Below are 26374 nucleotides of genomic sequence, written 5' to 3'. Positions count from 1 at the left end.
CCATACCTACGCGATCTACACCGTCGGCGGCGGCCCCCACCCGCTCGGCCACTCTCAACTAGTCCTTGACCAGGGTGGCCAGACCCTCGATCAGCCGGTCGAGGCCGAAGGCGTACTCGTGCTCCACGTCGAACGCGGCCTGGTGCGCTTCGCCGGCCGCCCGCCCGACGCGGCCGGCGACCGGGAAGCGGGCCGGGTCGAACACCTCGGACAGCGCCGGCGCCGCGGCCTTCCACCACTGTGCGTCGGTCATGCCGCTGCGCTGAGCGGCCCGCTCGGCCTCGACCCGGCGCCGGACCACGCCCTCGACGTGCGTCAGCACCAGCGTGAGCGCGGCGTCCATCTGCAGGCCGGTGAGTCCGATGCCGTCGAGCGCGCGCAGTTCCCGGTCATATTTGGCAAGCGTGTGGGGGCCGAGCGGCGGCCGGCCGGTGAAGGCCTGGAGCATCCAGGGGTGGCGCAGGTACATCGCCCGGTTGGCGTCGGCCACCGCGCGCAACGCCTCCCGCCAGCCCGTCGCGCCGTCCTTCTCCAGCCGGGCGACCACCTCGCCGTGCACCGAGTCGAGCATCGCCTCCAGCAACTCGGCGCGGGAGGCGACGTACGTGTAGAGCGACATCGTGCCGACGCCGAGCGACTCGGCGACCCGCCGCATCGACAGCGGCGCCAGGTCCCGGTCGGCGTCGGCGATCCGGACGGCCGCGGCGACGATCTGCTCGCTGGTCAGCGCGTGCCGGGGTCCGCGCCGGGGACGCCGGAGGGTTCCCCAGAGCAGCGCGACGGTCCGGGCGGGATCGGCGTTGCCGCTGCTCTCGCGACCGCGGCCGACCGGCCGGTCGCCGGCTGGTCGGGCGGGATGCGCCCCCGGCTCGACCTGGCGGCCGGGCTGCTGCACGAGCCGGCCGTCTTCTTCCTCGACGAACCGACGACCGGGCTCGACCCGGCCGCGCCACGCTGTGGAATGCGGAATCAACAAGCTCAAACAACACCGCGCCGTCGCCACCCGCTACGACAAACTCGCCGTGCGCTACCAAGCCACCGTGCACATCGCCGCGATCAACCAGTGGCTGTGACACCAGTTCGACGATTCAGCCCCGCAGGACGTCAGCCTTCCCAGCAGAGGCAGAACGGGTGACCAACTGGGTCGGCATACACCCGGTAGTCCGGACCCTCGTGCGGCAGCCGCGTAGCGCCGATCTTGAGTGCCGCCTCTTCGGCCACCTCGATGTCGTCCACCATGACATCGATGTGAAACTGTTGCGGACGCTCAGGATCAGGCCACCGTGGTTCTCGAAGATCCGGCACTCGCTGGAAGGCCAGACGATGACGGTCGGCGTCATCTCTGATCACGACCCATCCGTCGCTCTCGCGCTCTACCCGCATGCCCAGCAGCCGCATGTAGAACTCCGCCAAGGCCCGAGGGTCCGGGCAATCAATCACCGCATGTTCGAAACGTCCGATCACAGCAGCCCACTTACCCACCACCACGACGGCATATCACCGCCGAGGCCACCCGACGCTCGCGACGCCATCCCTTGGCATGATGCCAAACGCAGCGACCGACACCGACCAACTTCTGAAACACGGCCTAGCCGACTCGACGCGCCAAACGCCCGAGCGCTAGCCGACGCCGTGCGCCTCGGCGACGAACCCGAACGCCCCGGCCGGAACCCCTCGCCCGTCCGGCCGGGGCCAGTGCGCGCTCACCTCGGTGAAGCCCAGTTCTTCCAGCCGCCCGATCGTGTCCACATAGCGGTCGCGGCTCTCGAAGGGCCACTGCACCTCCACGCCGATCTGCACCGCCCGGCGGAAGGCCACCCCGACATTTCGAGGCTCTTTATCAGCATTCAGCGCTTCGTCGATCTGCCGCGACTGCTTCGAAAGCGCCGCGAACCAGTCCTCCGGCGACACCGCCGGCCCATAAGGCCCGTAGGTCACCCACCCCTGCCCGAGCCGAGCCGCCAGCGCCAGCGACCGCGGCCCGGTCCCGGCCACGGTGAACGGCACCCGGGGCGTCTGCACGCACCCCGGCAATTGGTGGGCGTCGATCGCCGTATAGAACGAGCCACGCCGGGTGACCACCGGCTCCCGGAGCAACTCGTCCAAGAACTCGAGCCACTCCACGAACCGGTCCATCCGCTTCCGCAGCGGAAGCGGCGGATCACCCAGGACGGCCGCGTCCAGGCTCTCGGATCCCGCTCCCACGCCCAGCTCGATGCGTCCCTCGCTGATCTGGTCGAGGGTCATCAGCTCCTTGGCGAACGGAACCGGATGCCGGTAGTTCGGCGTGGCGACCTGCACCCCCAGGCGGACCCGGGTGGTGACCATCGCCGCGGCGGCGAGCAGCGGCACGAAGCCGTACCAGGGGTTGTCCTTCAACAGCGGCCAGGTCAGATGGTCATAGGTCCAGACCGACTGCACCCCGGCCGCCTCGGCCTCCCGCACCTCGGCCAGGAAGGTCGAGATCGGGTGGCGGTCGGGCAGCACGAGTGCCGACAGCGCGATCATGCGGCGTCCACCACGGCGGCGGCGATCACGAGATCCTCCCAGCCCATCCCCACGGTTTTGATCAGCCTGGGCCGGGCGGGGGTGGTGCCCCGGACCAGATCGGAAAATGTCACGAGCTCATCTTCGCCGATCGCGCCCTCGGCGATCGCGTGCAGGACGTCACCGGCCTCGCGGATCGCCGCGGCCCGCGACTCGACCAGCGCGCCGCAGCGCCGCACGGTCTCGGCGTCGACCTCCCGGGCGTCCGGCTCGTGCGACCCGACGGCGACGACGACGGCGTGCGGTGCGAGCAGTTCCCCGCCGAAGAGCGGCGTGCGCGCGGTCGTGCAGCACGCCACGATGTCGGCCTCGGCGACGGCCGACGGGTCGGCCGCTTCCGCGTCCGGACCCAGGGAACGGACGAAATCGGCCAGGCGTGCAGGGTCGCGCCCGATTACCCGTACGGAATCAAGCGGCCGAATGGCCCGCAGAGCCTGCACGTGTCCGAAAGCCTGGGGTCCGGTCCCGAAAACGACCAGCCGCCGGGCATCCGGCGGCGCGACCAGGTCGACGCCGAGGGCGGAGACCGCGGGCGTGCGAAGGGAAGTCAGCGCGGCGCCGTCCAGCAAGGCGCGCGGTGCCAGGGAATCCGCGTCGAAGAGCACGTAGACGCCGTGGATCCGGGGCAGCCCGCGCGCCGGGTTGTCCGGCACGACGCTGACCAGTTTGATGCCGGCGACCGGCCCGGCGCTCGACGGCATGACGAGCACCTCGCCGCCGCCCAGTCGCACCGAGCCGCGTGGGGGTTCGGACTCCGGGTCGAGTCCGGCCGCCAGCGCGGCCCGCAGCGCGGCGATCGCGGACGGAAAGCCGAACCCGGCGACGTGATCAGCGTCCAGCACGGCCTGTACGATGTCACATACCACTGAGGGAGGCAATCATGACGATCGGCCCGTTGCGCACGGCCGGCAACTTCCGGCACCTGGTGGAGGACGCGGTGTCGTCGGCCATCGTCAGCGGCGAGTTCCCGCCCGGCACCATGCTGACCGCGCCCACACTCGCGGCCCGATTCGACGTGTCGGCCACCCCCGTACGCGAGGCGCTCCTCAACCTGGAGAAGCGCGGCTTCGTGGAAATCGCCCGCAACAAGGGTTTCCGGGTCACCGAGGTCTCGCGGCACGACCTCGATCAGATCGTGCAGATCCGCCAGTGGCTCGAGGCGCCCCCGATGCGCGACCTGGCCGGCCGGATCCCCGCCGACCGCCTGGCCGAGCTGCGCGCCGAGGCCGAGGCGATCGTCACCGGCGCGGCCGCCTCCGACCTGCGCGCCTATCTCGAGGCGGACAACCGGTTCCACCTGCACCTGCTCAGCCTGACCGGCAACGACCGCCTGGTCACGCTGGTCGGTGACCTCCGCCAGCAGACCCGGCTGGTCGGCCTCGCGGGCATGCTCGGCACGCCCGAACTGGCCCGTTCGTCGGCCGAGCACCACACGCTGATCGACCTGCTGGCCGACGACAAGCCGGCCGCCGCCGAGGAGTTGATGCGCCACCACATCGGCCATGTGACCGGCTGGTGGAGCGGCCGGTCCGAATGACCGCCGTGGTGGTCATCGGCGCCGGCATCGTCGGCGCGGCGGTGGCCCGCGAGCTGGCCACGGCCGGCGTCCCGGTCACTGTGGTCGACCGCGCGGCCTCGGCGGGCGGCACGTCGGCCGCGGGCGAGGGCAACCTTCTGGTCTCCGACAAGGGCCCCGGCGACGAGCTTTCCCTGGCGCTGCGCTCGCTGACGCTGTGGTCCGCCTTGGCCGCCGCGCTGCCGGACGAGCTCGGCCCGGCCTTCCCGGGCATCGAGCACGAGGCGAAAGGCGGCCTGGTGGTTGCCACGACGGCTTCCGGCGCGCTTGCGCTGGGCGATTTCGCGGCCTCCCAGCGTACGGCGGGGGTGGTCGCCAACCGCCTCGACGCCGCCACGGTCGCCTCGCTCGAGCCCGACCTGACGCACGACTTCACGGCCGCGGTGCATTACCCGCAGGACGCCCAGGTGCAACCCGCCATCGCGACCGAGGCCCTGCTCGCCTCGGCCCGGCGCCGCGGAGCCGTGGTGCGCCAAGGCGTCGAGGTGCTCGGCCCGGTGATGGACGGCCCACGGCTGGCCGGCGTCCGGACCACCGCCGGCGACCTGCCCGCTGACCACGTCGTGGTGGCCGCCGGCCCGTGGTCGGCCGAGGTCGCGCGGCGCCTGGGCGTAGTGCTGCCGGTGCGCCCGCGCCGGGGCACGCTGCTGGTCACCACCCGCATGCGGCAGCGCATCCGCCACAAGGTGTACGACGCGGACTACGTCGGCGCGGTCGAGTCGAACGACGCCACTCTCCAGACCTCGAGCGTGGTCGAGTCGACCGCCTCCGGAACCGTCCTGATCGGCTCGTCCCGCGAACAGCGCGGCTTCGACGACCGCATCGAGCCCGCGGTGCTGGCGGCCATCGCCGCCAAGGCCGTCACCCTGTTCCCGTTCCTGGCCTCGGCCGCGGTGATGCGCGCCTACGGCGGCTTCCGCCCCTTCGTCCCCGACCACCGGCCGGTAATCGGCCCCGATCCGCGCCTGCCCGGCCTGTGGCACGCCACGGGCCACGAGGGCGCCGGCATAGTCCTGTCGGCCGCGACCGCCGAGCTGCTGGCCGATCTGATGCTGGGCCGCGCCACCCGGGTTCCGGCCGCACCCTTCGCTGTCGACCGCCCCACGCTGGCCCCTTTTCTCAGCGGTAATGTGTGACATACTACTGAGATGGCAGCCGGCATCTCCCCCTCGGACGACCCGATCCGGCCGGGCCCGGCCCTCCCGCTGACCATCGAGGTGGACGGCGCAAAGCTCACCGGCCTGGCCGGCCAGACCATCGCGGGCATCCTGCTGGCCGCGGGCCGTTCCAGCTGGCGCACCTCCCGCCACGGCCGCCCCCGAGGCGTCTTCTGCGGCATAGGCATCTGCCACGACTGCCTCGTAACGGTCAACGACCTAGCCGACGTCCGCGCCTGCCAGCGCCAAGCCACCCCCGGCGACGTCATCACCACCTCCGACAACGCCGAGCCCGGCACCACCGCCCAGTCCGGCACAACCGCGCAGCCCGGCACCACCGCCCAGTCCGGCACCACCGCGCAGCCCGGCACCACCGCCCAGCCCGGCACAACCGCCCAGCCCGGCACCACCGCCCAGCCCGGCACAACCGCCCAGCCCGGCACCACCGCCCAGCCCGGCACCACCGCCCAGCCCGGCACAACCGCCCAGCCCGGCACCACCGCCCAGCCCGGCACCACCGCCCAGCCGGCTGCCACCCAGCCGGCCGCCACCGAGGTCACCGCTCAAGCCCCGGCCACCGCCCAGCCCGCCGAGCGAGGCCCGGCGGTCGCCGCCGGTTCGATCCTGCCGGGAGGCGGAGACGCCGCGAGCGAGTCGGCCACGCCGAGCCCAACTGCTCGCCCGACCGAACCCGCCCCGACCAGCGCGAGCAGCCCCGGCAGCGCAACCAGCCCCAACAACGCCGCCACGGCAGTCGACCCAGGTGGACCGACCAGCCCCGCCAACGCAACCGGCCCAGCTGGCGCAGGCAATGCAACCGGCCCAGTGAGCGCGGCCAGCGCAGTGAGCGCGGCCAGGGCAACCAGCTCGGTCAGCACGGTCAGCACGGTCAGCGCCGCCAATCCCGCCAGCGGTGCCAGCCCGATCACGGCTGCTGCGCCGACCAGCCCAGCCAGCCGGGCCAGCGCAGCCGGCCCAGCCAGCCCCGCGAGCCGGACCAGTCCAACCAGCGCTGCCAACGCAGTGGGCGCAGTCGGCCCGAAGAGAGCCGCCAACGCACCCGGCCTAGTCAGCACGGCCAGCCCCGCCAAGGCAACCAGCCCGGCCAGCACGACCAGCCCGAACATCGCCGCCGATCCCGCGAGCGTGACCAGTCCGAACAGCGCCGCTGCCCCGGCCAGCGCGACCAGCCCAGCCAGCGCGTCCACGCCAGCCAGCGCAACAAGCCCAGCCAGCGCAACCAGTACAACCAGCCCAGCCAGCGCAACCGGCCGGGCCGGCGCGACGAGTCCAAACAGCGCAGCCCCCCTCCCGAGCGGGACCAGTCCAAACAGCGTGGCCAACCTCCCGAGCGGGACCAGCCCGAGCAGCGCTGCCACCCCCGCCGACGCGACCAACCCGGACGACGCGATCAGCCCGGACGGCGCTGCCGGCGCGGGCCGGGCCGAAAGCGCAGCTCAGCCCGCCGCGTCGGTCTCATCGCCGGGCCGGGCCGGGTTCGGCGGAGCGGGCCACCCGACGGGAGGCGAGCGGTGAGCGCGGCCAAGCCGGACGTGCTCGTCGTCGGGGCCGGCCCGGCCGGGCTGGCCGCCGCGCTCGCCGCTCGGCGCGCCGGGGGTTCCGTGGTGCTGCTGGACGCGGCCGCCGACGTAGGCGGGCAGTTCTGGCGGCATCTTCCCCCGGAACGGCCGGCGGAACGGGAAAGGCTGCTGCACCACGGCTGGGAGCGGTTCACGGCTCTCCGGCGGGCGCTGGTTGAAGACCCGCAGTGCGAGGTCGTCACCAACGGCCAGGTCTGGATGGTGGAGCGGAGAGGGGGCGGCGTTCCGCGCGTACACGTGCTGGAGGGACCGGCCGACGGCATGGACCGGCGTCGGCGGGTGTTCGAGCCCGGCGCCCTCATTCTGGCCACCGGGGCCGCCGAGCGGACCCTGCCGTTCCCGGGGTGGGATCTGCCCGGTGTCTACACCGCCGGGGCCGCCCAGGCGCTCGCCAAGTCGGAGCGGGTCGCGGTGGGCCGCAACGTTCTCGTGGCCGGGGCGGGGCCTTTCCTGCTGCCGGTTGCCGCCAGCCTTCTGCGCACCGGCGCCCGCGTCGCCGGGGTCCTGGAGGCCAGCCGCTGGTCCCGCATCGCCAGGGGCTGGGGTGCCCGGCCGGACGACCTGCGGCGCAAGGGACCGGAGTTGGCCGGCTATGTCCGCGACCTGGCCCGGAACCGGGTCCCCTACCGCACCGGCTCGGCTGTTGTCGCCGCGCACGGCACCGACCGTGTCGAGGCGGTGACCACCGTGCGCCTGGCGCTGGACTGGTCGCCCATCGCCGGGACCGAGCGCCGCATCAGCGTCGACGCCGTCTGTGTCAGCCACGGTTTCGTGCCGCGGGCCGAGTTGGCCGTGGCGGCCGGCTGCCGGACCGGCCCGGACGGCAGTGTGACTGTGGACCGCCTTGGTCGGACCACCGTCGACGGGGTCTTCGCGGCCGGTGAACTCACCGGCGTCGGCGGTTCCGACCTGGCGTTGGCGGAGGGCACGATCGCCGGGACGGCGGCGGCCGGCGGCACCCCGACGGAAGGCGCTCGGCGGGCGCGCGCGATTCATCTCCGCTTCAAGGCACGGCTTGAGGCCGCCCACGGCATCGGGCCCGGCTGGAAGCAGTGGCTCACCGGGGACACCGTGGTCTGCCGCTGCGAGGACGTGACCGTCGGCGACATCCGGGGGACCGCGGCCGCCACCGAATCTCGTGGGCTCCGCTCGCTGAAGCTCAGTACCCGCGCCGGTCTCGGCCCCTGCCAGGGCCGGGTCTGCGGGCGCACCGTCGAAGAACTGTTGCAAGGACAAGGCCTCCTCGACGGGGGCCGCACCGGCAATCGGCCGATCGCCGCGCTGGTCCGGCTCGGCGAGTTGGCAGACCTGGAGGATGAGGAATGACCACCGATCTGCGCGGCGTGATCGTCGCCGCCGCACTCCCCTACCGTGCGGATCCGGCCGCGCCGGCCGGGCTGGCCGTCGACTACGACAAGTATGCCGAGCACTGCGACTGGCTGATCCGCAACGGCTGCCGCGGCGTGGGACCCAACGGTTCGCTCGGCGAATATTCGTCGCTGACCGACGAGGAGCGCCGCCGCGTCGTGCAGGTCGCGGTCGAGGCGGTCGCCGGGCGCGGCGTCGTGATCGCCGGGGTGCACGGGCCGGGCTGGCATCAGGCCAAGCGTTGGGCCGAACTGGCGGCCGAGGACGGCGCCGACGGGGTGCTCGCGCTGCCGCCCACCATGTACCGGGCCAGCGACAGTCAGGTCGTCGAGCATTACACGAGGATCGCCGAGGCCGGGCTGCCGATGATGATCTACAACAACCCGTATGACACCAAAGTGGACCTTACGCCCGATCTGACGGCGGAAATCGCCAAGATCGATCAGGTCAAGGCGATCAAGGAGTTCAGCGGGGATGTCCGGCGCCTCTTCGAAATCCGCGAGAAGACCGACATCGACGTCATCGCCGGCGCCGACGACGTGCTCTTCGAGTTGATGGCCGACGGCGCGGTCGGCTGGTTCGCCGGTTTCCCGAACGCCTTCCCGGCCGAGTCGGTGCGGCTCTACGACCTGATGGTGGCCGGCGAGTACGACAAGGCACGCGAGCTCTATCAGCACCTCGTGCCGGTTTTCCGGTGGGATTCGCGCACCGAGTTCGTCCAGGCGATCAAGTTGAGCATGGACATGGTCGGCCGTTTCGGTGGCCGCTGCCGCCCGCCGCGGGGGCCGCTCACCGCCGACCAGGAGCGCCAGGTCCGCGAGCAGACGCAGCGGGCCATCGAAGCCCTGGCCGCCTGACATGCGCGCGAACCGGATGTTCTCGGCCGTCGACTCGCACACCGAGGGCATGCCGACCCGGGTGGTGACCGGCGGCATGGGCACGATTCCCGGCGCCACGATGAACGAGAAGCGCCTCTATTTCATCGACCATCTGGACGCCGTACGCCAGCTTCTGATGAACGAACCGCGCGGCCACGCCGCGATGAGCGGCGCCATCCTGCAGCCACCGACCCGGCCGGACGCCGATTTCGGCGTCGTCTACATCGAGGTGTCGGGGTGCCTGCCGATGTGCGGGCACGGCACGATCGGCGTGGCGACCGTGCTGGTCGAGACCGGCATGGTCCCGGTCACCGAGCCGGTGACGACGATCCGGCTGGACACGCCGGCCGGGTTGGTCCGAGCAGACGTGCAGGTCCGTGACGGCCACGCGGACGCGGTGACGCTGGAGAACGTGCCGGCGTATTGCGACCGCCTCGACACCGGGATCGAGGTCGGCAAGTACGGGAGGGTGCCTTACAGCCTCGCGTTCGGCGGTAACTTCTACGCGATGGTCGACCTCGACGCGGTCGGCCTGCCGTTCGATCGGGCCCGCCGGCGCGACATCCTCGACGCCGGGCTGGCCATCATGGACGCCATCAACGAGCAGGAACCGCCGAAGCACCCGGAGATCGACGGCGTCGACCACTGCCACCACGTCGAGTTCATCGCTCCCGGCTCGACCGCCCGGCATTCCCGCCACGCGATGGCCATCTATCCGGGCTGGTTCGACCGGTCCCCGTGCGGCACCGGAACGAGTGCGCGCATGGCGGAGCTGTGGGCCCGCGGCGAACTCGCGATCGGCGCGGAGTTCGTCAACGAATCGTTCATCGGTAGCCGTTTCAGCGGCCGCCTGATCGGGGAGACCACGGTGGCGGGCCGGCCCGCGGTGGTTCCCACCATCACCGGCCGGGCCTGGGTCACCGGCATCGGTCAGTACCTGCTCGACCCCACCGACCCCTATCCGACCGGTTTCGAGTTCTGAGGTTTGCGATGAGCGACATCATTGCCGCGGTGGCCGCCGCGGGCGCCGAGTGGAGTGCAGCGGAGCCGCAGCGGCGCGGCCGGGCCCTGGTCGCGGTGGCCGACGCGCTGACCGGGGCGGCCGATGAACTGGTCCCGCTCGCCATGAGCGAGACCGGTCTCTCCGAGGCGCGCCTGCGCGGCGAATTGAAGCGGACCACGGTGCAACTCAAGCTTTTCGCCGACGTCGCGGTCGCGGGGGCGTTTCTTGACGTACGCCTCGACGCCGCCGACCCGGACTTCGTCCTCGGACCGCGGCCCGATCTGCGGAGGTACCTGGTCCCGCTCGGCCCGGTGCTGAACTTCGCGGCGAGCAACTTCCCGTTCGCCTTCTCGGTGGCCGGCGGCGACACCGCGTCGGCGCTGGCGGCCGGCTGCCCGGTCCTGGTCAAGGCCCACCCCGGCCATCCGCGCCTCTCCGACCGGACCGCGTCGATCGTGCGTGCGGCGCTGGCCGAGAGCGGGATGCCGGCCGACGCTCTGGGCCTGATCCACGGTCAGGACGAGGGCGTGTCGGCTCTGCGCGACGAGCGGATCGCGGCGGCCAGCTTCACCGGCTCGCTGCGGGCCGGGCGGGCACTGTTCGACATCGCGGCCGCCCGGCCGCGGCCGATCCCGTTCTACGGCGAGCTGGGCAGCATCAACCCGGTCGTCGTGACGGCCGCGGCGCTGGCCGAGCGGGCCGACCGGATCGCCACCGGGTTCGCGGCCAGCGTGACCGGCTCGGCCGGCCAGCTGTGCACGAAGCCGGGCCTGCTCTTCCTGCCGGCCGGCGCCGGCTTCCCGACGACCGCGTTCGGCGACGCCGGCCCGCACCGCCTGCTGCACCCCGGCATCGTCGAGGGCTACGCCCGGCGGCGCGACGAGGTGCTCGGCACCAAGGGCATCCACGTCCTCCGCGAGGGCGCCGTCGATGGCGACGTGGCCGCACCCACCCTGGTCGAGACCGACCTGGCGACGTTCGACGAGCACCGCGACACGTTGGCCGACGAGGCCTTCGGACCGTTGTCGATCATCGTGCGATACGACCCCGCGGCGGCGCTGGCCCCCGTGCTCGCCGACCTGGTCGAGGGCTCGCTGACGGCCGGCCTCCACATCGGCACCGGCGAGGACTCGCCGTGGCTGCGGGAGGTCATCGGCGTGCTGAGCGACCGGGCCGGACGCCTGCTGTTCGACGGCTGGCCGACCGGTGTCGCGGTCACCCCGGCCATGCAGCACGGCGGCCCCTGGCCCGCGACGACGAACCCGACCACGACCTCGGTCGGCACCGCGGCGATCGGCCGCTTCCTGCGCCCGGTCACCTTCCAGGACTGCCCGCCGACCCTGCTCCCGCCGCCGCTGCGCGACGACAACCCGTGGGGCGTCCCGCAGACCCGCTCGGCGGCCGGCGAGTCGGCCCGCTGGGGGCGCCTGTCCTGACCGGGTGAGGGACCTGGACGGTTGCAGCGGCAGACATTTACTGGCAGTCATAGAGCATGACCGACTACGCGTACGCCACCGCCGCCGCACTGTCCGACGCCCTGGACGCCGGGGAGGTGTCGGCCGTCGAGCTCATCTCGGCCGCGATCGCGCGGATCGAGCGGCTCGACGGGGAGATCAACGCCCTGTGCGTACGCGATTTCCAGCGCGCCGAGGAGGCGGCCCGGGAGGCCGATGCGGCCCGGGCGCGCGGCCGGACCGGGCCCCTGCTCGGCGTGCCGGTGACGGTGAAGGAGTCGTTCGACGTCGCCGGCCTGCCCACCACCTGGGGAGTCCGCGGGTTCAAGGATTTCGTCGCGGCCGGCGATGCCCTGGCGGTCGCCCGGCTCAAGGAGGCCGGTGCGGTGGTGCTCGGCAAGACGAACGTGCCGGTCGGCCTGGGCGACTTCCAGTCCTACAACCCGATCTACGGCACCACGAACAACCCGTGGGACCTCGCCCGCACACCGGGCGGGTCGTCCGGCGGTTCGGCGGCCGCGCTCGCCGCCGGGTTCGGTGCCCTGTCGATCGGCTCGGACATCGGCGGCTCGCTGCGCATCCCGGCGCATTTCACCGGGGTCTACGCGCACAAGCCGTCGGCCGATCTGCTCCCGCTCCGCGGTCACACCTTCCCGGGGATGCGGCCCCTGGCGTACGAACGCGACCTGGGCGTCATGGGGCCGATGGCCCGTTCGGCGGCCGACCTCGCGCTGCTGGTCGGCCTCCTGTCCGACCCGGACGAGACCACCCGGGGCATCGCCTACCGCACCGCGCTGCGGCCGCCCCGCCACGACCGGCTGGCCGGCTTCCGGGTGCTGGTGCTCGATTCGCACCCGCTGGTGCCGGTCTCGTCCGAGGTGCGCGCCGCGATCGACGACCTCGCGTCCCGCCTGGAGCGTGCCGGTGTGGCGGTCGGACGGAGCAGCCCGCGCCTGCCCGATCAGGCCGAGGTCGCCCGCACCTACATGCGTCTGCTGCAGGCCTCGATCGCGGCGAGTTATCCGCCCGAGGTCTACGAGTCGGCGGCCGCGGCGGCCGCCCGCTTCGACGAGGGCGACACCTCGCTGGTCGCCGAGCGGGCCCGCGGGGTAGTTCTGAGCTATCGCGACTGGCTCACGGCGGACGGCGTACGGACGCGGCATCGCGCCGAATGGCGCGAGTTGTTCGCCGAGTTCGACATCGTCGTGGCCCCGATCTTCTCGACTCCCGCTTTTCCGCATGACCAGAGCCCGCATCAGTGGGCGCGCGCGATCTCGATCGACGGCGTGGCGCACGACTACAACGACCAGCTCGTCTGGGCCGGCAATGCGACCGCCGCGGGCCTCCCGGCGACCGCGGTGCCGGTCACCCGTTCGGGCGACGGCCTGCCGATCGGGGTGCAGCTGATCGGCCCGCTGTTCGAGGACTTCACGCCGATCCGCTGCGCCGAACTGATCGAGCGCGAGTTCGGCGGCTTCGTCCCGCCGAACTTGTGACTCAGGCCACAGCGAAGGACGGTCGAGACGGCACCGCCGGGTCCGTCCCCGGGGCATGAGCGAACACATGAGCGATGTCACCGACGAACTCGCCCAGCCCGAGGCCCGGCACCTGCTAACGACCTCCACGCTGTGCCATCTCGCCTACAACGGCACCGACGGCCTGCCGCGGGTGGTCCCGGTCGGCTTCTACTGGACCGGTTCCGCGGTCGTCATCTGCACCGCGACCAGCGCACCCAAGGTGCGGGCGCTCGCCGACCGGCCCGACGTCGCGATCACGGTCGACGGCGGTGACACGCCGGCCGACGCGAAGTCGGTGCTCCTCCGCGGCCGCGCCACGCTGGAGACCGTCGACGGCATCCCCGAGGAGTACCTGATGGCGACCACCAAGGCGATGGACGGGTCGGCGGTCACCGAGTTCGAGGCCGCGGTCCGGCAGATGTACCCGCAGATGGTCCGCATCACGATCGAGCCGGCGTGGGCGCGGTTCTTCGACTACGGCGGCGGCCGCATCCCCCGGTTCCTCGCCGAGCTGGCGGAAAAAGCAATGGCCCGGTCCTCGGACGACGGCGATCTCTGACGACGGAGATATCTGACGAGGGCGCCGACCGCCTCGCGGCCGGCCCGGTTGGCGCCGACGGTCGACTGGGACGGCCCGAACCCGATCAGGTGGATGCGCGGGTCGCTCGTGACCTGGGTGCCGGTCATCCCGATGCCGCCGCGTTCGTTGCGCAGCCCGAGCGGGTCGAGATGCGACAGGGCGGCCTTGAAGCCGGTCGCCCACAGGATGACGTCGACGGCGGTGAAGGAACCGTCGGCCTCGCGGACGCCGCCCGGCTCGATCGCGGTGAACATCGGGCGGCGTTCGAGGGCACCCCGCTTCTTCGCGGCCACGGCGTAGGGCGTCCACGCGAGGCCGGTGTAGGAGACGACGCTTCCGGTCGGGTTGCCCGCCTCGACGTCCGCGACCACCTTCGCGATGACCTCGCGGCCGGCCACCTCGGGCTCGAAGTCGCCGGAGCGGAAGACCGGTTCCCGCCGGGTGTACCAGTAGGTGGTGGCGACCCGGGAGATCTCCTCCAGCTGCTGTACGGCCGAGATGCCGCCGCCCACGACCGCGACCCGCTTGCCCGCGAACCGGTCGAGGGCAACGTAGTCGTGGGTGTGCAGCTGGAGTCCGCGGAACGTCTCCTGACCGGGGTAGTGCGGCCGGACCGGGTTCGTCCAGGTACCGGTGGCGTTGATGATCGCGTCAGCGGTCCATTCCCCGGCGCTGGACTCGACGACCAGCTTGCGCCCCGCGTTGCGCACGCTCGAAACCGTGACCGGGCGGAAGATCGGCAGGTGGTTGGCGGCCTCGAAATCGGCGAAGTAGCGCGGGATCGCCGTGCGGCTCGGCTCATGCGGGTCGAGGGGCGGCCTGGGGAAGCCGGGCAGGTCGAAGATGCCGTTCACGGTCGCCATCCGCAGCGACTCCCAGCGATGACTCCAGGCGCCGCCCGGTTGCGCGCCGGCGTCCAGGATGACGAAGTCGAGCCCCCGCCGCTTGAGGTGATAGCCGGCCGACAGGCCGGCCTGCCCACCCCCGATGACGACGATCATGCCCTGCGGGCTTCCCGCAGAAGTGCCGCGGAAAGTTCCCGCAACGTTTCCAGCTGCTCGCGGCTGAGCGCCCGGGTCATCGCCTCGGTGACGTGCCGGGCGTGCGCCAGCCCGAGCCGCCGCTGAGTCGCCCGACCCTCGTCGGTCAGCACGATGCGGCAGGCCCGGGCGTCGTCCGGGTCGTCGCGGCGGCCCACCAGTCCCCGCTTCTCGAGGCGGGCGACCATGCGCGAGACGCCGGCCTGGGTGAGCAGCACGTCGTCGATCAGCTCGGTGATCCGCAGGCCGTCGGGCGCGCTCGACAGCGCATAGAGCACGCCGTACTCGCGGGCCGGCAGGTCACCCCAGTCGCCGGCGAACTCGAACTCCCGGGCGAGCGTCGCCTGGGCCCGAAGCAGGGCCTCCCAGGCGTCGTTGGCCAGCCGCGCCTCAGACCTCATACTTCAAATTTATATGACCCTGCATGCGTCGGCGGCCAATGATTCCGGTCACGCGCCGATCGAGCCGGCGACGGAGAGCAGCCCGTGCCGGTAAGCCGTCGTCGCGGCCTCGGTGCGGCTGGTCACGCCCAGCTTGGCCAGGATGTTGGAGACGTGCACACTGGCCGTCTTGGGGCTGATGAACAGTGCCGTGGCGATCCGGCCGTTGGAGTGGCCCTCGGCGACCAGCGCCAGCACCTCGCGCTCCCGGTCGGTGAGGCGGAACCTCAGTTCCGGCTGCGGGTCGGGTGCAGCCGGCGCGGCCGGCTCGATGTGCAGGCGGGCCCGCCGGCCCAGGTCGCGGATGTCGGCGGCGACGGTCGCACCGAGGTCGTCGGCGAGGGCGAGGCATTCGCGGGCGGTCGCGGTGGCCGCCTCGGCGAAGCCCGCCGCAACCTGTGCCTCGGCCAGCCGGAACAGGCTGTAGCACAGGGGATAGGCCTCGTCGGCGGTCCGGACCGCCTCGACCGCCCGCTGCCAGGCCCCGGCGTCGGCCCCGGCCGCTTCGGCAGTGGCCAGGGCCCGGTAACCCCGGGCGGGCGGGGTGTCGGCCGGCAGCTTCGCCGAGATCTCGCCGGCCGACGGGAGCCCGACCCGCGCGCCGAGCCAGACGAGCGGCCAGACGTAGCGGACGGCGAGACCGTCGAGCGGCACCTCGGCCAGCGGCGCGAGCACCCGGCGCGCCGCCGGCGCGTCACCGGCGACGCAGGCCTCGATGAACATCATCGGGAGCGTGAACTGGATGTCGGTGCCGGTGCCGAACTGGCGGCGAGCCTCCCGCAGGTCGCGCTCGGCCGCGGCGACGTCACCCTGCCACAGCAACAGTTCGCTCCGCAGGAGCAGGAGTGTGCTGGCGAAGACGCCGCTCGGGTCGTCGGCCAGCGACTCGGTCATCAGGTCCATCGCCGCGCGCCACTGCCCCTGCCGCATCAACGGTTCGGCCAGGTTGCCCACGACCATGGCGCCGTGCGATCGCGCGTAGCCCAGCCGGGCGGCCAGCGCGGCGCCCACGCGGGCGGCGTCGGCCGCCTCCGCATGCCGGCCGAGCATCTCCAGAACGTCGGACAACGTGATGTAACCGCGCAGGGCGACGTCGTGCAGTTCCTGCCGCTCGGCCAGCGCGATGCCCTCGCGCAGCGCCGCCAGGCCGCCCGCCGCGTCCCCCAGGTATCCGGTCGACAGGCCCAGAGTCGCGAGCGCGTCGGCCTGCTGGGCGGTAGCCCCGGACTCGGCCGCTGCTCCGGCCGCCCGCCGGGCCGTCCGCGCCGCCCCGGCCAGGTCATTGGTCCGCATGAGCGAGTTGGCCAGCGAGGCCAGCACCGCGGCGTGGGTGGTCGTGACCACCGGCATGGGCAGGTCGGCCAGCGCCGCGGACAGCTCGTCGACCGCCTCCGCGTCCCGGCCGAGCGACCGCAGCAGGGAGGCCCGCCGTTCCACGGCCTGGGCGCGGCTCAACGGGTCGGCGGCCGGACCGAGATCGGCGAGCATCTGGTCCACGATGGACAAGCCATGACTCAGTTCCCCGGTCGCCCACGCGGCGTCGGCGGCCATCAGCCCCAGGCGGAGCCACGGCACGCCGGTGCGTTCGGGCGCGTCCGGCACCCGTGGCCAGATCTGCATCGCCCGCTCCAGATGACGGAGGGCGTCGGCCGGGGCGTACGCCGTGACCGCCTGCCGCCCCGCCTGCACCGACGCGGCCAGCGCCCGGGGCAGGTCGAGCGCGGCGTACCAATGATGGGCGAGCGTCGCCGCGACCGCGCTGTCGTCGCCCAGCAGCGCCGGGTCGCCGGTGAGAGCCGCACCGTAGACGGCGTGCAACCGCACCCGCTCCCCCGGCAGCATGTCGTCGTAGACCGCGTCGCGGGTCAGCTCGTGCCGGAAGGCGTAACCGCGGCCGGTCGGGTCGACCACCAGCAGATGGTGCTCGACCACCTCCCGCAGCGCGGGGTAGAGCCGGTCCTCGCCGAGCCCGGCCACCGCCTCGAGGAGCCGCTCCTCGACCCGCGGTGCGGACGCGGAGGCGGCCCGCAGAACCCGCTGGGCATCCTCGGAGACGGTGTCGGTGCGGGCCAGCAGCACGTCGCGCAGCGACGGCGGCAGGTCGCCCGGATCGGCGCCCCCGTCGACCGCGGCCAGGATCTCCTCGACCAGGAACGCGTTGCCCTGTGAGCGCTCGAACACCACGGTGACGAACGCGGACGGCGGCGGGTCGTCGCGGATCGCCCGGAGCTGGGCGGCGACCTCGGCCCGGCTGAACCGTCCGATCTCGACCCGCTGGACCGCCCGCATCCGCTCCCAGCCGACGATCAGCGGCCGCAGCGGGTGCCGCCGGTGCAGCTCGTCCGAGCGGTAGGTCAGGAGCAGCATTACGCCGAGCTCGCGCAGGGTCTGCACCAGGAAGACGATCAGGTCGCGGGTCGAGCGGTCGGCCCAGTGCAGGTCCTCCACCACGATCAGCGTCGGCCGGCTCGCCGCCAGCCGGGTGAGCAGCCCGTGTACGTGCTCGTAGAGCTGGGTCGCCGAGCCGTCGGGGGCCGCGCCGGTGGCCCCACCCGGATCGAGTTCGGGCAGCAGCCGGGCGAACTCGCGCCGGGCCGGGCCGAAACACTCGTCGAGGTGGTCGGCCGGGACGGTGCGGGCGATGCTGCGGAGCATGTCGACGAGCGGCGCCAGTGTCATGCCCTCGCCGCCCAGTTCGACACAGCCGCCGATCAGCACCCGCAGGCCGCGCCGGGAGGCGTCGCGGGCCACCTCGCGGATCAGCCGGGACTTGCCGACGCCGGCCTCCCCGGCGACCAGCGCCACCACCGGTTCTCCGGCGGCGGCACGATCCAGCAGGGCGGAGAGCCGCTCGAGCTCGCGGCGCCGGCCGACCAGAACCGGGCTCTCCAGGGCGCGATTCACATCGCCAGGCTAGGGCGGGCGGAACCGCCCCGCTATCAGGCACCCGACGATGCGACGGCGGGAAAGGAGCCGGTCCGTCGGGCGAAGATCAGGACGTACGCGGCGGCCGGCGCACCGACCGCGATCAACGCTCCGCCGAGCCCGGCCACCGCGACCAGGGGCGCCGCGATCAGCGAGCCGAGGACGATCCCGCCGATGCTCGCCGGATAGGCCAGCCCGTACGCCCGGGCCAGCACCGCCTCGTCCAGCGACCGCGCCAGCAGCGTGTCGGTGAGCACCTCGACCACCACGGAACCGCCCCCGACCAGCACCGCGAGGGCGACCGCACCGGCAAACCAGGGCACGACCGCGAACAGCCCCGAGCACGTCGCGACCACGAGCAGTGTCGTGGCCACGGCCGCGACGGGCCGGCGTACGGAAGCCAGCCGCGCCGCGAGAGCGGCCCCGGCCAGCCCGCCCACCCCGTAGCCCGCCAGAAGGAGCCCGTAGCCGGCGTCGCCATGACCGAAACGGTGGCCGAGCAGCAACAGGAGCACGGTCTGGGCGCCGTAGAGCAGGCTGCAGAGGATGTCGGCGCCGACCAACCGGGAGGCGAGGCGGTTCGTCCACAGTGCTCGCGCGCCGGCCCGGAGGCCGGCCTCGCCGGCGCTCCGGCCGCCCGGGGCGAACAGCGCGCCGCCGGGCAGCGTCAGAAGGACGACAGCGGAGGCGGCGAAGCTGGCCGCGTTGATGCCGAAGGCTAGGGCCGGGGAGCCGAGGGCGAGCAGGAGCGCGCCGCCGGCCGGTCCGGCGATCACCGTGGCCGACTGGATCATCGAGCGGGCCGCGGTCGCGGCCGGCAGATCCCGGTCGCCGACCATGCGGGACACGGTCGCCGCGACGGCGGGCGGATAGACGCTGGACGCGGCGGTGGAGGCCGCGGCGAGAATGGGGGCGAGCAGGATCGGCAGGCCGGTCGTCGCCACGACGGCGAGCAGCAGCATGGTCGCGAGGCGGACCGCATCCGAGGCGATCATCAGGCGGCGACGGTCGTAGCGGTCGGCCAGTACACCGCCGAGCGGGCCGAGCAGCACCATCGGCACCACCCGCGCGGCGGTGGTGAGCGCGGTCCAGGTGACCGAGTGGGTGCGGTCGTAGACGAAGGCGACCAGGGCCAGGTTGTAGAGCCAGTCCCCGAGCTGGGAGACGGCGAGGGCGAGGAGCAGCTTCCGCAGCGGCCGGTTCTTTCCGATGTTCATGGCCTCAGCGTCGTTCTAAGGCCCGGCGGTCCGGATGAGGCAACTGCCGGATGGGCTACCTCAGATTTACCGACCTGGAAACGACTCGTTACGTTTCTCCGGTCGGCGGACGGGCCGGCGTTACTGTCGCGAAATGACCCGGCGCCGCGACCTGCCGCCGCGGCCGGATCCGCCGGTCACCGACTCGGCCGGGGCGGTGCTGCGGGCGATCCTCGACCACGGTCCGGTGGCCCGGAGTTCGGTCGCGCGGGCCACCCGGCTGTCGGCGGCCTCGGTGAGCGGGCTGGTGACCTCGCTGGTGCGAGAGGGGCTGGTGCGGGAGGTGCCCGAGGCGGCCGGCCCGCCGGGAACCGGGCGGCCGCACGTGCCGGTCGACATCGAGCCGGACGCGCCCGGCGTGATCGGGGTGCACATCGCGGTCGCGCACACCACGGTGGCCCGGCTCGACCTGCGCGGACGCGTCCTCGAGCAGCGTCAGGAGCCGCACGGCCGCCGGGATCCGGCGAGCGTTCTCGGGTCGCTGAGGTCGCGGATCGCCGGGCTGGCACAGGGTCGCCGCCTCCTCGGCATCGGCGTCGCGACCGGCGGCTGGGTCGACGCGGCCAACGGCGTACTGGTCGAACACCACCTGCTGGGCTGGCACCGGGTGCCGCTCGCGGCGGTGCTGGCCGACGCCACCGGGCTGCCGGTCGGCATCGACAGCAACTCGCGCGCCCTGCTCAAAGCCGAGCAACTCTTCGGCCGGGCCGCCTCGGGCGCTCGCCGCAGCGCCGTGCACCTCTTCGTCGGCAGCGTCGTCGACGTCGCCTTCTCGGCGAACGGGATCATCCATCAGGGTCCGCGCTCGGCCGCGGGCACTGTCGCGCACCTGCCGATCGAGGGCTGCGACGCGACCTGCGCCTGCGGCCGCACCGGATGCCTGCAGGCCGCGGTCTCCGACCAGACGCTCGTGCGCCGGTTCGGCACCGGACGCGCCGACGTCCGCACCGTGCTTGATGCGGCGACCCGCGGGGACCGCAGGGCGACCCGCCTGCTCCTTCAGCGTGCGCGGACCGCCGGGCGGGCGGCCGGTCTGCTCTTCGACCTGTTCGATCCCGAGGTCATGATCGTGACCGAGGCCGCCCTTAACCGGTTCCCGAATTGCCTGGCCGCGCTCCGCGAAGAGGCCGGGGAGGCGGCGGCCGAGGTGATCCGGCCGACCAGCTTCCCGGGTGACGTCCTGGCCGTAGCCGGCGGGGCGGTGGCCCTTGACCGCGTCTACGCCGCTCCGTTGAGCCCGGTCCCGGCCCGGACTTAATTCAGTCCGGTGCAATCTTGCCTTCAAATCCTATATGCATAGTATGGATTTTGGATCGGCCGACATAGAAGCAGGCCGATCGGATGGAGGCAGTCGCATGACCGCAGTCGCCTGGCAAGTAGATGCCGCCCGGTTCCGGCAGGTCTTCCGCCGGCACGCCGCCGGAGTAGCCGTCGTCACCGTCGACGCCGGACACGGCCCCGCCGGGGTCACCGTCACCTCCCTCGCCTCGCTGTCGGCCGAGCCTCCCCTGCTCTGTTTCAGCATCGCCGCCACCGCGTCCACCTGGCCGCACCTGCGCGACGCCGGCACCGCCGTCGTCCACCTGCTCGGCGCCGGTCACGCCGGGCTGGCGCAGACGTTCGCCACCAGCGGCATCGACCGGTTCGCCGCCCCGACCAACTGGGATCGCCTCCCGACCGGGGAGCCCGTCCTGACCGACGCCGCGGCCTGGCTGCGCATCGCGATCGAGCACCGCCACCCGGCCGGCGGATCGCACCTGATCGTCGGCCGCATCGAGGAGGCCGGCCTGAACGACAGCGCCGGGCCCCTGCTCTACCACGACGGCACCTACCACGCCCTCTGACGAAGGAAGGTCATGACTTCTCGCAGATCCATAGCCGGAGCCGCCGCCCTGATGGCTCTCCTGGCCGGCTGCTCGCACTCGGGCGGAAAAGCCACCCTCGACCTGAGCGCCGCCCTGCCGGCACAGGTACCGACCGGCACCGTGATCCGGATCGGCGACCCGGCCATCCAGGCCGACCTCCAGGCCTCCGGCCTCGACAAGGAACTGACCGACGCCGGCGTCCGGATCGAGTGGGCCAACATCAGCGGCGGCCCGCAGAGCATCCAGGCGTTCCGCGGCAACAAGCTCGACTGCGGCTCGGTCGCCGACATCCCGTCGCTGTTCGCCGCGTGGACCGGCACCGCGACGAAGATCGTTTTCCAGGCGGTCACGGTCGATCCGCTCAAGTTCCCGACGTACGAACTGGGAGTCGCCCCCGGCCGGCACATCAGTTCCCTGGCCGACCTGCGCGGCAAGAAGATCGCGTACAGCGCGGGCCAGGCCCAGGGTGCGCTCGTGCTGCGGGTGCTGCAGAAGGCGGGCCTGACCCAGAAGGACGTCCAGCTCATCGACATGACGAGCACCGGCGACACCTACATGACGGCATTGGGCGGCAAGGCGGTCGACGTCGCCCCGCTGGGCACCACGCAGGTCGCCACCTACCTGGGCAAATATCCGGGCAGCAGCGCGATCGCGACCGGCATCCGCGACGACGCGTCCACCCTCTACTGCCTGACCAGGGCGGTGCAGGACCCCGCCAAGGCGGCGGCCCTCAAGACGTACGTCGGTGTGCGCACCAAGGCGCTCCTGTGGCAGAACGAGCACCCGCAGGAGTACGCGAAGGCGTACCTCGAGGGCAATCAGGGCCTCAGCCCGGCCGCCGCCCAGGCCTACCTCGACGTGCACGGCAAGGTGGGCATCCCGGCATCGTGGGACGCCGCCCAAGCCCGGCTGCAGGCGACCGCCGACCTGCTCGCCGCCGAGCAGGACCACCGGAAGCTCGACGTCAGCACCCTCGCCGACCGCCGCTTCGAGCAGGTCGAGGCGGCCGCCGCGGGCGACCGAGTGGTGACCGGTGATGCGTCATGACGCTCACTCTGCAGGCGCCGCCCGCGCGCGGGACCGATCGGGTCCTCCGCCGGAGGCTCGGCCCCGGCCGGCGGCGCCGGTTCACCTTCTGGATCGGCCCGGCCCTCCTGCTCGCGGTCTGGTCCATCGGTTCGAAGGCCGGCTTCATCAGCCCGTCGGTCCTGACCGCGCCGTGGGACGTCGCGATCGCGTTGAAGACCCAATGGACCGAGCACGACCTGCTCGGCGACATCCTCGCCTCGCTCGGCCGGGCCGGGGCCGGCCTCGCCCTCGGGGTGCTCGGGGGCACGGTGCTGGCCGTGCTCTCGGGCCTGTGGAGGATCGGCGAGACACTGATCGACGGCCCGATCCAGATCAAGCGTTCGGTGCCCACCCTGGCGCTGATCCCACTGTTCATCGCCTGGTTCGGCATCGGCCAGGAGATGAAGATCGTGACGATCGCGCTGATCAGCATGATTCCCGTCTACGTGAACACCCACAACGGGCTGCGCAGCATCGACGGCAAGTACGCCGAACTGGCCGAGACGATCGGGATCGGGCGCGCCGAGTTCATCCGCCACATCGTGCTGCCCGGCGCCCTGCCCGGCTTCCTGCTCGGCATGCGGTTCGCGGTCACCTCGGCGCTGCTCGGCCTGGTCGTCGTCGAGCAGTACAACGCCACCAGCGGCGTCGGCCACATGATGACGCTGGCCGAGGAGTACGGCCAGACCGACGTCCTCGTGGTGGGCCTGGTCATCTACGGCATCTTCGGATTTCTCGCCGACACCGCCGTACGCCGCACCGAAAGGAAGGTCCTCGCATGGCGCCGCACGCTGGAGGGGTGATCACCGAACCGGCCGTCCAGGTCCGCGATCTGCACCGCAGTTTCAACCGCAACGGCGGTGTCCTCAACGGACTCGACCTGGACATCGCGGCAGGCGAGTTCGTGGCCCTGATCGGGCGTTCGGGCACCGGGAAGAGCACGCTTCTGCGGGCGTTGGCCGGGCTCGACCGGGACGTCGCCGGGCACGGCCGGATCGTCGTGCCGGAGGCGGTCTCGGTCGTCTTCCAGGATTCCCGGCTGCTGCCGTGGAAACGGGTGCTCGACAACGTGGTCTTCGGCCTGCGGGCCAAGGACGCCGTCGCGTTGGGCAGGACGGCCCTCGAGGAGGTGGGCCTGGCCGGACGGGAGCGCGCGTGGCCCTATCAACTCTCCGGCGGTGAGCAGCAGCGCGCGTCGCTCGCGCGTTCGCTCGTACGGGAACCGCAGCTGCTCCTGGCCGACGAGCCGTTCGGGGCCCTGGACGCCCTGACCCGCATCCGCATGCACGCCCTGCTCCGCAAGCTCTGCGAGGTACACAAGCCGGCCGTGCTGCTGGTGACCCACGACGTCGACGAGGCGATCGAGCTCGCCGACCGGGTGATCCTGCTGGACGGCGGCGTGGTGCGCGCCGACGTCCCGGTGGACGGTTCGCCCGCCGACCTGCGGGCCTTCCTGCTGAACAAGCTGGGCGTGAACGAGGAGAATCACCGATGAGGCAACTGCACTTCAACCTGTTCCTGCACGACACCGGCCACCACGAGGCGTCGTGGCGGCTGCCGGAATCCGACCCGTACGCGAACCTCTCGCTCGCCGCCCACCAACATCTGGCGAAAATCGCCGAGGAGGCGAAGTTCGATTCGGTCTTCCTGGCCGACAGCCCGGTGCTGTGGAGCGATCCCGGGCGCCGCCCGGCGGGCAAGCTCGAGCCGACGCTGCTGCTGGCCGCGCTGGTGGCGACGACCAGCCGGATCGGCCTGATCGCGACCGCCTCCACCTCCTACAACGAGCCCTACAACCTGGCCCGTCGCTTCGCCTCGCTCGACCACCTGAGCGGCGGCCGGGCCGGCTGGAACATCGTCACCACGGCCGGCGAGGCGGCCGCCCGCAACTTCGGCCTCGACGACCAGCCCCTGCACAAGGCCCGTTACGAGCGTGCCGACGAGTTCCTCGAGGTCTCGACGAGGCTCTGGGACAGCTGGGCCGACGACGCGATCGTCGCCGACAAGGAGGCGGGCGTGCACGCCCGCACCGACCGGGTACGCGGCATCAACCACCGCGGCGCGTTCTTCCGCGTCGACGGCGCCCTCAACCTGCCGCGCTCGCCGCAGGCGCATCCGTTGCTGGTGCAGGCCGGTTCGTCGGAGGACGGCAAGGACTTCGCCGCGAAGTGGGCCGAGGCGGTCTTCACCGCGCAGCCGACCCTGTCCGAGAGCCAGGCGTTCTACGCCGACCTCAAGCGGCGGGCGGCAGCCTTGGGCCGTAACCCGGACCACGTCGTGATTCTCCCCGGCATCGTGCCGGTCATCGGCGACACGCCCGCGCAGGCGCGGGAGCTCGAGGCCGAACTGGATCGGCTGATCGCGCCGCAGTACGCGCTGGCCACGATCGCGCACACGCTCGGCGTCGACCCGGATCTGCTGAGCCTCGATCGTCCCCTCCCGGACGACCTGCCGGGCGAGGAGCAGATCGAAGGCGCGAAGAGCCGCCGCACCCTCATCGTCGATTGGGCGCGGCGAGAAAACCTGACCGTCCGCCAGCTCATCGGGAAACTGGGCGGTGGCCGCGGCCACCGGACCTTCACCGGTACGCCCGTTCAGGTCGCCGACACCATCCAGCACTATTTCGAGAACGGGGCGGCCGACGGCTTCAACATCATGCCGGCGGTACTCCCCTCCGGCATCGAGGCGTTCGCCGGCAAGGTCGTGCCGATCCTGCAGGAACGCGGGCTCTTCCGCACCGAATACACCGGCACGATGCTGCGCGAGCACTACGGCCTGCCGCGGCCCGCACTGGAAGGGGCCCTCGCGTGAGGTTCCTCTGGTACATCCCGAACACGGTCGCGCCAGGTCATCGCGGCGACGACAGTGCCACGGTCGACGACAGCGTCGAACTCGCCCGCATCGCCGAACAGCACGGCTGGGAGGGTGCGCTGTTCGGCACCGGCTGGGGCCGGCCGGACACGTTCACGGTCGCCGCGACGGTTGCCGCCCGCACGACCACGTTCCGGCCGTTGGTCGCCATCCGGCCGGGCTACTGGCAGCCGGCCCACTTCGCCAGTTCGGCGGCGACACTCGACCACCTGAGCGGCGGGCGGCTGCTCATCAACATCGTCAGCGGTCAGGACAACCTGGCCGCCTACGGCGACGTCGAGGGCGACCAGGCCCAGCGGTACGCCCGCACCAGGGAGTTCATGCGCCTCACCCGGCTGCTGTGGACGTCCGAGCGCGTCACCTTCTCGGGCGAGCACTTCCACGTCACCGACTCCACCGTGGTGCCCCACCCGCACGGCACCGGCCCGCGCCTCTACTTCGGCGGCGCGTCCCCGGCGGCGGAGAAGGTCGCGGCCACCGAGGCCGACGTCCAGCTCTTCTGGGGCGAGCCGCTCGACGGCGTGGCCGAGCGCATCGACCGCCTGCGCCGCCTCAGCGCCGACCTCGGCCGCGACCTGCCGCCGCTGGAGTTCGGCCTGCGCATCACGACGCTGGTCCGCGACACGACGGAAGAGGCCTGGCGCGACGCCGAGGCCAAGGTGGCGGCGATGTCCTCGGCGGCCGACCAGGCCGGCTTCGAGGGCCAGGCCGGCGTCTTCCGCCGGCGCGGGCCCGCGGTCGGCCAGCAGCGCCTGCTCGACCTGACCGAACGCGGCGACGTGCTCGACAGCTGCCTCTACACCGCCCCGGGCCGCCACGGCGGAGGCGGTGCGGGTACGACCTGGCTGGTCGGCTCGCCCGACGACGTGGCGGCGGCCCTCCGCAAATACGCCGACCTCGGCATCGACCACTTCGTCCTGTCCGACACCCCCTACCGCGAGGAGACCGCCCGGGTCGGCGACGCCCTGATCGGCCGCCTCCGGGCCGGCGCCCTGATCAGCTGATGTGGGCGCTCCAGTGATTGTTCGGGCTGTTCATGGCCAGGGTCAGCCGGGGGCATTGGAAGCTGCTCCCGGACGGCGGCGGGTTGCCGTAGTCGTACGAGTTGGCCGGCGTCGCCAGGGCCCAGCTGCCGTTGAGCTCGGCTGTGATGGAGCTGGCGTCGAACGTCTTCCCGGCCATGTCGACGCCGGCAGTCCGTTCACCGTGGTCGTGTACCGGGCGAGGA

Annotated in this window: 26 protein-coding genes and 3 pseudogenes; 18 read left to right on the top strand and 11 right to left on the bottom strand. The window is 72.5% G+C overall.

The window, feature by feature from the left end; all coding sequences use genetic code 11:
- Nucleotides 1-58: 58 nt before the first annotated feature.
- Nucleotides 59-775: a TetR/AcrR family transcriptional regulator gene (locus ACIA5C_RS21445; RefSeq protein ID WP_396057693.1), complete on the bottom strand. Its 717-nt coding sequence runs from the start codon at nucleotides 773-775 to the stop codon at nucleotides 59-61.
- A gap of 36 nt (nucleotides 776-811) precedes the next feature.
- Between ACIA5C_RS21445 and ACIA5C_RS21440 the strand changes: the two are divergent.
- Both ACIA5C_RS21440 and ACIA5C_RS21435 read left to right on the top strand, forming a co-directional pair.
- A pseudogene (locus ACIA5C_RS21440) lies at nucleotides 812-949 on the top strand (ATP-binding cassette domain-containing protein); the annotation flags it as partial.
- A pseudogene (locus ACIA5C_RS21435) lies at nucleotides 930-1073 on the top strand (IS5/IS1182 family transposase); the annotation flags it as partial. The pseudogenes ACIA5C_RS21440 and ACIA5C_RS21435, both read left to right, overlap by 20 nt.
- Before the next feature lie 31 nt (nucleotides 1074-1104).
- On the opposite strand, the gene ACIA5C_RS21430 reads toward ACIA5C_RS21435, so the two are convergent.
- From ACIA5C_RS21430 to ACIA5C_RS21420, 3 genes are all read right to left on the bottom strand, one after another.
- Entirely contained in the window at nucleotides 1105-1464 is a 360-nt protein-coding gene (locus ACIA5C_RS21430) for a VOC family protein (RefSeq protein WP_396057691.1), read from the bottom strand.
- A 156-nt stretch (nucleotides 1465-1620) separates the two neighbouring features.
- Nucleotides 1621-2508, bottom strand: coding sequence for an LLM class flavin-dependent oxidoreductase (locus ACIA5C_RS21425; RefSeq protein ID WP_396057109.1), 888 nt, complete (start codon nucleotides 2506-2508; stop codon nucleotides 1621-1623).
- Nucleotides 2505-3389: an ornithine cyclodeaminase family protein gene (locus ACIA5C_RS21420; protein ID WP_396057107.1), complete on the bottom strand. Its 885-nt coding sequence runs from the start codon at nucleotides 3387-3389 to the stop codon at nucleotides 2505-2507. Before ACIA5C_RS21420 ends, ACIA5C_RS21425 begins: the two co-directional genes overlap by 4 nt.
- Nucleotides 3390-3427: 38 nt before the next feature.
- On the opposite strand from ACIA5C_RS21420, the gene ACIA5C_RS21415 reads away from it, so the two are divergent.
- From ACIA5C_RS21415 to ACIA5C_RS21405, 3 genes and pseudogenes are all read left to right on the top strand, one after another.
- Nucleotides 3428-4084 carry a GntR family transcriptional regulator gene (locus ACIA5C_RS21415; RefSeq protein WP_396057105.1) on the top strand — a complete coding sequence of 219 codons (657 nt, stop codon included), beginning with the start codon at nucleotides 3428-3430 and terminating at the stop codon, nucleotides 4082-4084.
- Complete coding sequence (locus tag ACIA5C_RS21410) at nucleotides 4081-5259, top strand: NAD(P)/FAD-dependent oxidoreductase (protein ID WP_396057103.1); 1179 nt, start codon at nucleotides 4081-4083, stop codon at nucleotides 5257-5259. Before ACIA5C_RS21415 ends, ACIA5C_RS21410 begins: the two co-directional genes overlap by 4 nt.
- 12 nt (nucleotides 5260-5271) lie before the next feature.
- A pseudogene (locus tag ACIA5C_RS21405) lies at nucleotides 5272-5499 on the top strand ((2Fe-2S)-binding protein); the annotation flags it as partial.
- Here ACIA5C_RS21405 and ACIA5C_RS21400 read toward each other — a convergent pair.
- Nucleotides 5500-5847 (bottom strand): hypothetical protein, encoded by a 348-nt coding sequence (locus tag ACIA5C_RS21400; RefSeq protein WP_396057715.1) that lies wholly within the window; start codon nucleotides 5845-5847, stop codon nucleotides 5500-5502.
- Nucleotides 5844-6659: a hypothetical protein gene (locus ACIA5C_RS21395; RefSeq protein WP_396057713.1), complete on the bottom strand. Its 816-nt coding sequence runs from the start codon at nucleotides 6657-6659 to the stop codon at nucleotides 5844-5846. The genes ACIA5C_RS21400 and ACIA5C_RS21395 overlap by 4 nt, the downstream gene beginning before the upstream one ends.
- A gap of 153 nt (nucleotides 6660-6812) precedes the next feature.
- Here ACIA5C_RS21395 and ACIA5C_RS21390 point away from each other — a divergent pair, with 153 nt between their 5' ends.
- From ACIA5C_RS21390 to ACIA5C_RS21365, 6 genes are all read left to right on the top strand, one after another.
- Nucleotides 6813-8207 carry an NAD(P)/FAD-dependent oxidoreductase gene (locus tag ACIA5C_RS21390; RefSeq protein ID WP_396057101.1) on the top strand — a complete coding sequence of 465 codons (1395 nt, stop codon included), beginning with the start codon at nucleotides 6813-6815 and terminating at the stop codon, nucleotides 8205-8207.
- Nucleotides 8204-9106, top strand: coding sequence for a dihydrodipicolinate synthase family protein (locus tag ACIA5C_RS21385; protein WP_396057099.1), 903 nt, complete (start codon nucleotides 8204-8206; stop codon nucleotides 9104-9106). The genes ACIA5C_RS21390 and ACIA5C_RS21385 overlap by 4 nt, the downstream gene beginning before the upstream one ends.
- A 1-nt stretch (nucleotide 9107) precedes the next feature.
- Entirely contained in the window at nucleotides 9108-10109 is a 1002-nt protein-coding gene (locus tag ACIA5C_RS21380; protein ID WP_396057097.1) for a proline racemase family protein, read from the top strand.
- Nucleotides 10110-10117: 8 nt separating this feature from the next.
- Nucleotides 10118-11566 (top strand): aldehyde dehydrogenase (NADP(+)), encoded by a 1449-nt coding sequence (locus tag ACIA5C_RS21375; RefSeq protein WP_396057096.1) that lies wholly within the window; start codon nucleotides 10118-10120, stop codon nucleotides 11564-11566.
- 56 nt (nucleotides 11567-11622) lie between these two features.
- Nucleotides 11623-13080 (top strand): amidase, encoded by a 1458-nt coding sequence (locus ACIA5C_RS21370; protein ID WP_396057094.1) that lies wholly within the window; start codon nucleotides 11623-11625, stop codon nucleotides 13078-13080.
- A 67-nt stretch (nucleotides 13081-13147) separates the two neighbouring features.
- Nucleotides 13148-13660 (top strand): pyridoxamine 5'-phosphate oxidase family protein, encoded by a 513-nt coding sequence (locus ACIA5C_RS21365; protein WP_396057092.1) that lies wholly within the window; start codon nucleotides 13148-13150, stop codon nucleotides 13658-13660.
- Here ACIA5C_RS21365 and ACIA5C_RS21360 read toward each other — a convergent pair.
- Genes ACIA5C_RS21360 through ACIA5C_RS21345 form a run of 4 tightly spaced genes read right to left on the bottom strand, consistent with a single transcriptional unit; the run spans nucleotide 13576 to nucleotide 19303 of the window.
- On the bottom strand, nucleotides 13576-14682 hold the full coding sequence (locus ACIA5C_RS21360; protein WP_396057090.1) for an FAD-dependent oxidoreductase: 1107 nt from the start codon (nucleotides 14680-14682) through the stop codon (nucleotides 13576-13578). The two genes, ACIA5C_RS21365 and ACIA5C_RS21360, sit on opposite strands and share 85 nt — an antisense overlap.
- A complete protein-coding gene (locus ACIA5C_RS21355; protein ID WP_396057088.1) occupies nucleotides 14679-15122 on the bottom strand; it encodes a MarR family winged helix-turn-helix transcriptional regulator in 444 nt (147 codons plus the stop codon). The genes ACIA5C_RS21360 and ACIA5C_RS21355 overlap by 4 nt, the downstream gene beginning before the upstream one ends.
- Before the next feature lie 48 nt (nucleotides 15123-15170).
- Nucleotides 15171-18065 carry an AAA family ATPase gene (locus tag ACIA5C_RS21350; RefSeq protein WP_396057086.1) on the bottom strand — a complete coding sequence of 965 codons (2895 nt, stop codon included), beginning with the start codon at nucleotides 18063-18065 and terminating at the stop codon, nucleotides 15171-15173.
- Nucleotides 18066-18100: 35 nt separating this feature from the next.
- Nucleotides 18101-19303 carry an MFS transporter gene (locus ACIA5C_RS21345; RefSeq protein ID WP_396057084.1) on the bottom strand — a complete coding sequence of 401 codons (1203 nt, stop codon included), beginning with the start codon at nucleotides 19301-19303 and terminating at the stop codon, nucleotides 18101-18103.
- A 133-nt stretch (nucleotides 19304-19436) separates the two neighbouring features.
- Here ACIA5C_RS21345 and ACIA5C_RS21340 point away from each other — a divergent pair, with 133 nt between their 5' ends.
- The 7 genes from ACIA5C_RS21340 (at nucleotide 19437) to ACIA5C_RS21310 (ending at nucleotide 26150) form a co-directional block, all read left to right on the top strand.
- Nucleotides 19437-20600 carry an ROK family protein gene (locus ACIA5C_RS21340; protein ID WP_396057082.1) on the top strand — a complete coding sequence of 388 codons (1164 nt, stop codon included), beginning with the start codon at nucleotides 19437-19439 and terminating at the stop codon, nucleotides 20598-20600.
- A gap of 97 nt (nucleotides 20601-20697) precedes the next feature.
- Nucleotides 20698-21186, top strand: a complete 489-nt coding sequence (locus ACIA5C_RS21335) for a flavin reductase family protein (RefSeq protein ID WP_396057080.1) — start codon at nucleotides 20698-20700, stop codon at nucleotides 21184-21186.
- A 12-nt stretch (nucleotides 21187-21198) separates the two neighbouring features.
- Nucleotides 21199-22254 (top strand): ABC transporter substrate-binding protein, encoded by a 1056-nt coding sequence (locus ACIA5C_RS21330; RefSeq protein WP_396057078.1) that lies wholly within the window; start codon nucleotides 21199-21201, stop codon nucleotides 22252-22254.
- The gene (locus ACIA5C_RS21325) at nucleotides 22251-23078 is read left to right on the top strand and encodes an ABC transporter permease (RefSeq protein ID WP_396057076.1); all 828 of its coding nucleotides are present in this window, start codon (nucleotides 22251-22253) and stop codon (nucleotides 23076-23078) included. Before ACIA5C_RS21330 ends, ACIA5C_RS21325 begins: the two co-directional genes overlap by 4 nt.
- Nucleotides 23054-23770: an ABC transporter ATP-binding protein gene (locus ACIA5C_RS21320; RefSeq protein WP_396057074.1), complete on the top strand. Its 717-nt coding sequence runs from the start codon at nucleotides 23054-23056 to the stop codon at nucleotides 23768-23770. Before ACIA5C_RS21325 ends, ACIA5C_RS21320 begins: the two co-directional genes overlap by 25 nt.
- The gene (locus ACIA5C_RS21315) at nucleotides 23767-25086 is read left to right on the top strand and encodes an LLM class flavin-dependent oxidoreductase (RefSeq protein WP_396057072.1); all 1320 of its coding nucleotides are present in this window, start codon (nucleotides 23767-23769) and stop codon (nucleotides 25084-25086) included. Before ACIA5C_RS21320 ends, ACIA5C_RS21315 begins: the two co-directional genes overlap by 4 nt.
- The gene (locus tag ACIA5C_RS21310; protein WP_396057070.1) at nucleotides 25083-26150 is read left to right on the top strand and encodes an LLM class flavin-dependent oxidoreductase; all 1068 of its coding nucleotides are present in this window, start codon (nucleotides 25083-25085) and stop codon (nucleotides 26148-26150) included. Before ACIA5C_RS21315 ends, ACIA5C_RS21310 begins: the two co-directional genes overlap by 4 nt.
- Here the strand turns inward: ACIA5C_RS21310 and ACIA5C_RS21305 are convergent.
- The gene (locus ACIA5C_RS21305) at nucleotides 26143-26328 is read right to left on the bottom strand and encodes a hypothetical protein (RefSeq protein ID WP_396057068.1); all 186 of its coding nucleotides are present in this window, start codon (nucleotides 26326-26328) and stop codon (nucleotides 26143-26145) included. The two genes, ACIA5C_RS21310 and ACIA5C_RS21305, sit on opposite strands and share 8 nt — an antisense overlap.
- Between the last annotated feature and the right edge of the window lie 46 nt (nucleotides 26329-26374).

The organism is Actinoplanes sp. NPDC051343, from assembly GCF_044455125.1.
GTDB lineage: Bacteria > Actinomycetota > Actinomycetes > Mycobacteriales > Micromonosporaceae > Actinoplanes.
Note: the sequence above shows the minus strand (reverse complement) of the source record. Positions and strands in the feature narration are given on the sequence as shown.

Bases quoted from the DNA above. Each gene is read 5' to 3' on its own strand.
- ACIA5C_RS21370 (WP_396057094.1), top strand. From the start codon at position 11,623: ATGACCGACTACGCGTACGCCACCGCCGCCGCACTGTCCGACGCCCTG.
- ACIA5C_RS21425 (WP_396057109.1), bottom strand. From the start codon at position 2,508: ATGATCGCGCTGTCGGCACTCGTGCTGCCCGACCGCCACCCGATCTCG.
- ACIA5C_RS21355 (WP_396057088.1), bottom strand. From the start codon at position 15,122: ATGAGGTCTGAGGCGCGGCTGGCCAACGACGCCTGGGAGGCCCTGCTT.
- ACIA5C_RS21325 (WP_396057076.1), top strand. From the start codon at position 22,251: ATGACGCTCACTCTGCAGGCGCCGCCCGCGCGCGGGACCGATCGGGTC.
- ACIA5C_RS21415 (WP_396057105.1), top strand. From the start codon at position 3,428: ATGACGATCGGCCCGTTGCGCACGGCCGGCAACTTCCGGCACCTGGTG.
- ACIA5C_RS21340 (WP_396057082.1), top strand. From the start codon at position 19,437: ATGACCCGGCGCCGCGACCTGCCGCCGCGGCCGGATCCGCCGGTCACC.
- ACIA5C_RS21315 (WP_396057072.1), top strand. From the start codon at position 23,767: ATGAGGCAACTGCACTTCAACCTGTTCCTGCACGACACCGGCCACCAC.
- ACIA5C_RS21360 (WP_396057090.1), bottom strand. From the start codon at position 14,682: ATGATCGTCGTCATCGGGGGTGGGCAGGCCGGCCTGTCGGCCGGCTAT.
- ACIA5C_RS21335 (WP_396057080.1), top strand. From the start codon at position 20,698: ATGACCGCAGTCGCCTGGCAAGTAGATGCCGCCCGGTTCCGGCAGGTC.
- ACIA5C_RS21365 (WP_396057092.1), top strand. From the start codon at position 13,148: ATGAGCGATGTCACCGACGAACTCGCCCAGCCCGAGGCCCGGCACCTG.
- ACIA5C_RS21375 (WP_396057096.1), top strand. From the start codon at position 10,118: ATGAGCGACATCATTGCCGCGGTGGCCGCCGCGGGCGCCGAGTGGAGT.
- ACIA5C_RS21305 (WP_396057068.1), bottom strand. From the start codon at position 26,328: ATGGCCGGGAAGACGTTCGACGCCAGCTCCATCACAGCCGAGCTCAAC.
- ACIA5C_RS21345 (WP_396057084.1), bottom strand. From the start codon at position 19,303: ATGAACATCGGAAAGAACCGGCCGCTGCGGAAGCTGCTCCTCGCCCTC.
- ACIA5C_RS21320 (WP_396057074.1), top strand. From the start codon at position 23,054: ATGGCGCCGCACGCTGGAGGGGTGATCACCGAACCGGCCGTCCAGGTC.
- ACIA5C_RS21380 (WP_396057097.1), top strand. From the start codon at position 9,108: ATGCGCGCGAACCGGATGTTCTCGGCCGTCGACTCGCACACCGAGGGC.
- ACIA5C_RS21330 (WP_396057078.1), top strand. From the start codon at position 21,199: ATGACTTCTCGCAGATCCATAGCCGGAGCCGCCGCCCTGATGGCTCTC.
- ACIA5C_RS21410 (WP_396057103.1), top strand. From the start codon at position 4,081: ATGACCGCCGTGGTGGTCATCGGCGCCGGCATCGTCGGCGCGGCGGTG.
- ACIA5C_RS21385 (WP_396057099.1), top strand. From the start codon at position 8,204: ATGACCACCGATCTGCGCGGCGTGATCGTCGCCGCCGCACTCCCCTAC.